The sequence below is a fragment of the Xanthomonas sp. SHU 199 genome (genome assembly GCF_000364665.1).
Lineage (GTDB): Bacteria > Pseudomonadota > Gammaproteobacteria > Xanthomonadales > Xanthomonadaceae > Xanthomonas_A > Xanthomonas_A sontii.
Genome location: NZ_AQOI01000061.1, coordinates 1 through 5,437 on the forward strand (window position 1 = coordinate 1; position 5,437 = coordinate 5,437).

Genomic DNA, 5,437 nt, shown 5'->3' on the forward strand with positions numbered 1-5,437 from the left:
CGGCCGCGCCAGGCGCCGGCTTCCGCCTGCGCGCCGCGGTCCCCGGCGCCGCCACCTTGCTGCCGCCCGCCGTTCCCCAAGGAGTGTTGTGATGATCCGTGTGTGTCTGGTCGACGATCAAACCCTGGTGCGGCAGGGCATCCGCTCGCTGCTGGCGCTGGACGGCGGCATCGAGGTGGTGGCCGAGGCCAGCGACGGCCGCCAGGCGGTGGAGCTGATCCCGCAGGTGCTGCCCGACGTGGTGCTGATGGACATGCGCATGCCGTCGATGTCCGGGCTGGAGGCGCTGCAGACGTTGTCGCGCGCCGCCGCGCTGCCGCCGACCATCATCCTGACCACCTTCGACGACGACCAGTTGGTGCTGGCCGGGCTCAAGGCCGGGGCCAAGGGCTATCTGCTCAAGGACGTGTCGCTGGAGCAACTGGTCGGCGCGATCCGCACCGTGGCCGCGGGCGGCTCGCTGGTGCAGCCGGCGGTGACCCAGCGCCTGCTGTCCGGCCTGGAGCACATGCGCAACGACTTCGTCAGCCTGGACCGGCCCGACCCGCTGACCGACCGCGAGACCGAGATCCTGCGGCTGATGGCCAGCGGCTTCTCCAACAAGGAGATCGCCAACTCGCTGGGCGTGGCCGAGGGCACGATCAAGAACCACGTCTCCAACATTCTCTCCAAGCTCGGCGTGCGCGACCGGACCCGTGCGGTGCTGAAGGCGTTCGAGCTGCAGCTGGTCTGACCGAGCAGGATGCCCCGCGCGGCGCCGCAGGTGGTCTGAACGAGACAGGATGACGGCCGGCGGAGGCGGGTCGCGCGCACGCCGGCCGGGTCCCATGTCACCGGAGGCCATGCAAACCGTGCCGACATGACGTTGTCGGGCCTGTCGCGCGCAGGCAAGTGGTCTGGCCTCGGCTTGGCGTGGCCCGGACACCTCCGGCTGTCCGAGAGTGCCGCCGTTGCTCGATTCGATGCGGGCAGGTCCTGGGTGCGCCCGCCTGTCCGCCGCCACCGCCGGGACAATGGTCTGGTCGTCCCTGGCGCCGCGCGCACCGGCGCTGCCGGCACCGCGCAAGGCCGTTGCGGCGCGGGGCGAAGCGGCATTCCGTGATGTGCTGACCACGGACAGCGAAGCCTGCTAGGATGGGCGCTTCGCTTCATCAACCCGGCCGTGGGATCGGCCCCGGAGACCTCCTGAATGACCCGTATTATCGAGTTCCTGATCGCCCTGGGGATCGTGGCTGGCCTGTTCGTCATTGTCGGCGTGGTGCTGCCCTCGGAGCGTCACATGTCCGAAAGCGTCGAGACCAATCGGCGCATGACCATCGTCTATGACACGGTCAACAGCCTGCGTCGGTTCAAGGACTGGAACCCCCTGGTGCTGCGCGACCCGCGCATCGAGCTGAAGCTCTCCGGCCCGGAATCCGGTGTCGGCGCGCGCCTGGACTACAGCTCCAAGGAGGGCTACATCGGCAAGGGTAGCTGGACCATCACCTCGACCGAGAAGAACAAGGACGTGGTCATCGCCATCGAGGACGAGACCAAGGGCAAGGACAAGACCACCACCTTCAAGCTCGAGTCGACCGGCAAGAACGGCCGCAACGTGAAGATCACCCAGGACTACACCGTCAAGTACGGTTGGGACCTGCTGGGTCGTTACGCCGGCCTGTACGTCAGCCGCCACGTCGGCGACGACATCAAGCTGGGTCTGTCGCGCCTGAGCAACGTGCTGGCCACCGTGCCGAACGTGGACTACCGCTCCGACGACACCCCGCTGAAGGACCTGAAGGTCGTCGACGTCCCGGCCGAGGACCTGCTGGTGGTCAACGCCGGCAACATCGACCGCGACAACGACTCCATCAAGAAGTCCATCAAGGACAACCAGGAGTGGATCAAGCGGGTGATGGACGCCAACGGCCTGGAAGCGGCCGGTCCGGTGCGCATCGTCACCACCGACTTCGGCTCGGACAAGTACGCGTTCGACGTCGCCCAGCCGGTGCGCAAGCGTGCCGGTGGCGCGCCGAAGGACGACGCCAAGAAGGATGAGAAGAAGGACGACAAGAAGGACGACGTGGCCGCCGCGCCGGTCGATGCCACCCCGGTTGCCGCCTCGGGCGAGCCGCTGAAGGTGACCATCCCGCAGGGCGCCCCGGTGACCTACCTGCGTACCGAAGCGCACCGTTCCGCCTTCGCCAGCTACACCGGCCACATGGCGGGCCTGGATGCGGCGCGCAATGCGCTGCGCGCCTGGGCCGCGACCAGCGGCTACGACGTGACCGACCGTCCGTACGAAGCCTGGAAGGGCGGCGTGGACAAGTCGTTCACGCCGGAAGGCACCTACGACATCTACTGGGCGATCAAGTAAGTCCTGCCCTGGTGGACGAGTGAACCGGAACGCGCCGCATCTTGCGGCGCGTTCTGTTTATGGGGCCGGCAAACGCTGCCGCGCTCCCGGAGGAAACCCTCATGCTGACGTTCGATCGCCGTACGCGCGGGCCGTTCTGGCTGTGCAGTGCCGGCGCGCTGCTGGCGGCCGTGTCCATCGGCCTGTCCGCCTATGCCTCGCACGGGGTGGCCGAGCCCCTGGCGCAATCGCACCTGCAGACCGCGGCGCTGTACGCCTTCGGCCACGGCGTGGCGCTGGCGGCGCTGGGACGCCGCAGCGAGCGCCTGCTCGGGCGCCTGGCGCTGTGTCTGTTGCTGCTCGGCACCGTGCTGTTCTCCGGCAGCCTGGCCGGCAACGCGCTGGCGCAGTGGCCGACGCGTCTGGCGCCGATCGGTGGCACCACGCTTATGCTGGGCTGGCTGCTGTGGGCGGTGGACGCGCTGCGGCGCTGAGGCCGGCAATTCGCCGCATGCCGTCCCGGCCCTGGCAGTGTCGGGCGCGCGTACCGGGCTACGCGCGCGGCAGGTACTTGTCCCACAGATGGTTGCGGAAACGTCCCTCTGGGTCCACCCGACGCTTGATCCGCGCGAACGCCGCTGCCTCCGGATAGGCCGCGGCGAACTGGCGTGTGCTGGCATGCAGACGGTATGGCAGGTAGTAGCGGCCGCCGTGTGCCAGTGCGGCATCGATCAACTGCCGCGTCCATATCGCCGAGGCGCGGTCCGCGGCCATTCCGCTGCGCTGCTTGTGGTACAGCACGAACGAGAACACCGGTTGCGTCGCCCAGCGCAGCAACGCCACCGTATCGGCGGGCGAGTGGCGGATGGACACGTTGAGCGCAGTGACCGCGTGGCGACGCAGGATCGCGGCCATTTCCTGCGCGAATGCGGCGAATGCGGACACCGGCACGAAGTATTCCTGCAGCAGGAAGGTGGATAGCCGCCGGGTGCGCGGTTCCAGCGCATTCGCATCCAGGCTGGCCTGGCAGTTGCGGCGCATGACCGCTGGCGTGTGCAGCAGCGGTTCGGTCTGATAGCGCTCGCGCAGCCATGGACCTATCGGTAGCTCCGAGGCAGCCCAGATCATGGTCTGTTCGCGCGCGTAGTCCTGCCCGCGGGGCAGCAACCGGCGGGGCTCGGTCGGTGTCGCGGTGCTGCGTCGCCAGGTCACCGCCAGTGGCCGGTCGAAGCGTGGTGGCATCAGATCGGCGTTGTGCATGACCGCCAGCGGATCGCCGGCGATGCGTTCGGCGAAGAAGGCCGGGTAGTCGGCCAGTGGTAGCTGCTGGACGTGGCGTTCGAGAACATCGTTGTGGGCCAGCGACAGCTCGGCCTCGGTGATCACGCCGAGCCCGCCGTAGCCGCCGATCGCCGCGGCGAACAGCGCCGGTTCACGCTGGCGATCGAGTTCGTGCACGTTGCCTTGCGCATCGACCAGTTGCAGTGCCTGCACCGTGTGCGCGATCGGGCCGGCGTGCAGGTAGCGGCCGTGGCAATTGACCGAGATCGAGCCACCGACGCTGAAGTTGCTGTAGCTCTGCATCACCGCAATCGAAAGATCGTGCGGATCGATCCGGTCCTGCACATCGCGCCAGCGCATGCCGCTGCGCACGCGGATCCGCTGCGCTTCTCGATCCAGCCGCACCACGCCGACCAGGCTGCGCAGATCCAGATGCAGCGAATCGGCGGCACTGACCTGGCCGCCCATGCTGTAGCACGCGCCCCCAACCGACACCGCGCCGTTGCTGTCGCGCAGCAGGGCGGCCACCTCGGCGGTGCTGCGCGGTTGCGCGATACGTGCGACGCGGGTCCGGTCGATTGCGGCGATGTCGCCGACCTCCAGTGGATCCGGGGCGCTGCGGCCGCATCCCGGCAGCGTCAGGGCGGTGCCCGCGCCGAGCAGCGTGGCGCAGGCGGCACGGCGGCTATGATCGATGTGCTCGTCCATCAATGACGCTGTCCTTGGAACCGATGGGGCAGTGGGTCGCTCAGGGGGCGGCCACCAACTCGATCTGCGTCTTCAACCGCACCCACGCGTCCTGGCTGGGATCGTTGACCGTGACCTGCACGGTGTAGGTGCCGAGCGGGTCGCTGTCCTCGAAACGCAGTTGCACCGACAGCGGCGCCAGTTCCAGCAGGCCGGAGGCGGCCGGTGGGCCGCCCATGCCCAGCGGCCGCATCGGGTCCTGCAGGGTGGTGCTGCCGTCGGGGCCGAGCACGCGCAGGCTCATCTGCGCATCGCAGGCGCCGCCGTTGTTGGGGCTGGGCGCGCAGCCGGCGTACAGCAGCGCCACGCGCAGCAACTGGCCGCGCTGCACGCGCGCGATCGTGCGCAGGTTCGGCGCATGCGCGGCCTCGGTCTGCCCCCACTCCTGCGCGAACGCGCTGAAGTCGGCGTCGTCGGCGATCTGCAGTGCGGCAGCGAAGGCCTTGTCGTGGCCGCGCTCGGCGCTGTCCGGCAGCGCCTGGCCCTGCCGGTCGTGCCATTGCGCGGCGGCGCAGGTGGGCAGGGCCAGGGCCAGCAGGGTCAAGGCCCGCCAGGCGGCGGTGCCGGCGCGCGGCCGGCGGGTATCGGAACGGGTCATGCGCAAGCGGCCTCCTGCCAGCACCAGTGCCAGGGTTCGTAGACGATGCCATGCGGGTTGTCGCGCGGATAGCTCATGCGGTAGCCGAAGGCGCCGGCGTGGTCGTGCAGCCAGGCGAAGGCCGGCGTGCGCTCGAAACTTTCCTCGGCCGGCGGCTCGCCGGGCGTGCCGATGTCCAGGGCGTGTCCGCTGTGGTGCTCGCTGAAGCCCGGCGCGGCATTGACCGCGAGGATCTGCTCGAGATTCTGCCCGCGGGCGAACTTGCGCGCGAAGATGCCCAGCTGATACGCGTGGCTGCGATAGCCGGAGATCGCCTCCAGCACCACGCCATCGCGCGTGGCGGCATGGCGCAGCGCGTGCCAGGCGCGTGCGGCGCCGGTGCTCAGCCACAGCGGGCGTCGGTAGCGGTCGTCGCCGGCCGCGTGCAGGGTGGCCGGTTCCGGCTGCAGCGGCAGGCCGGTGCGCTGCGCGTAGGC

Annotated in this window: 6 protein-coding genes; 3 read left to right on the plus strand and 3 right to left on the minus strand. The window is 69.5% G+C overall.

Annotated elements, in window-relative coordinates; genetic code table 11:
• Window positions 1–91: 91 nt before the first annotated feature.
• The 3 genes from D183_RS0103060 to D183_RS0103070 all read left to right on the plus strand — a co-directional run bounded on the left by D183_RS0103060 (window position 92) and on the right by D183_RS0103070 (window position 2,829).
• The gene (locus D183_RS0103060) at window positions 92–733 is read left to right on the plus strand and encodes a response regulator (RefSeq protein WP_017907693.1); all 642 of its coding nucleotides are present in this window, start codon (window positions 92–94) and stop codon (window positions 731–733) included.
• 456 nt (window positions 734–1,189) lie between these two features.
• Entirely contained in the window at window positions 1,190–2,356 is a 1,167-nt protein-coding gene (locus D183_RS0103065; RefSeq protein WP_017907694.1) for a polyketide cyclase, read from the plus strand.
• A gap of 101 nt (window positions 2,357–2,457) precedes the next feature.
• On the plus strand, window positions 2,458–2,829 hold the full coding sequence (locus D183_RS0103070) for a DUF423 domain-containing protein (protein ID WP_017907695.1): 372 nt from the start codon (window positions 2,458–2,460) through the stop codon (window positions 2,827–2,829).
• A 58-nt stretch (window positions 2,830–2,887) separates the two neighbouring features.
• Here D183_RS0103070 and D183_RS0103075 read toward each other — a convergent pair whose 3' ends face one another.
• The 3 genes from D183_RS0103075 to D183_RS0103085 form a co-directional block, all read right to left on the minus strand.
• Window positions 2,888–4,324 (minus strand): FAD-binding oxidoreductase, encoded by a 1,437-nt coding sequence (locus D183_RS0103075; RefSeq protein ID WP_017907696.1) that lies wholly within the window; start codon window positions 4,322–4,324, stop codon window positions 2,888–2,890.
• A gap of 40 nt (window positions 4,325–4,364) precedes the next feature.
• A complete protein-coding gene (locus D183_RS0103080) occupies window positions 4,365–4,961 on the minus strand; it encodes a hypothetical protein (protein WP_017907697.1) in 597 nt (198 codons plus the stop codon).
• The coding region (locus tag D183_RS0103085; protein WP_017907698.1) for a M15 family metallopeptidase at window positions 4,958–5,437 on the minus strand (480 nt) is incomplete at its 5' end. The genes D183_RS0103080 and D183_RS0103085, both read right to left, overlap by 4 nt.

Coding starts and splice junctions, on each gene's coding strand:
- D183_RS0103075 (WP_017907696.1), bottom strand. CDS start 4,324: ATGGACGAGCACATCGATCATAGCCGCCGTGCCGCCTGCGCCACGCTG.
- D183_RS0103080 (WP_017907697.1), bottom strand. CDS start 4,961: ATGACCCGTTCCGATACCCGCCGGCCGCGCGCCGGCACCGCCGCCTGG.
- D183_RS0103060 (WP_017907693.1), top strand. CDS start 92: ATGATCCGTGTGTGTCTGGTCGACGATCAAACCCTGGTGCGGCAGGGC.
- D183_RS0103070 (WP_017907695.1), top strand. CDS start 2,458: ATGCTGACGTTCGATCGCCGTACGCGCGGGCCGTTCTGGCTGTGCAGT.
- D183_RS0103065 (WP_017907694.1), top strand. CDS start 1,190: ATGACCCGTATTATCGAGTTCCTGATCGCCCTGGGGATCGTGGCTGGC.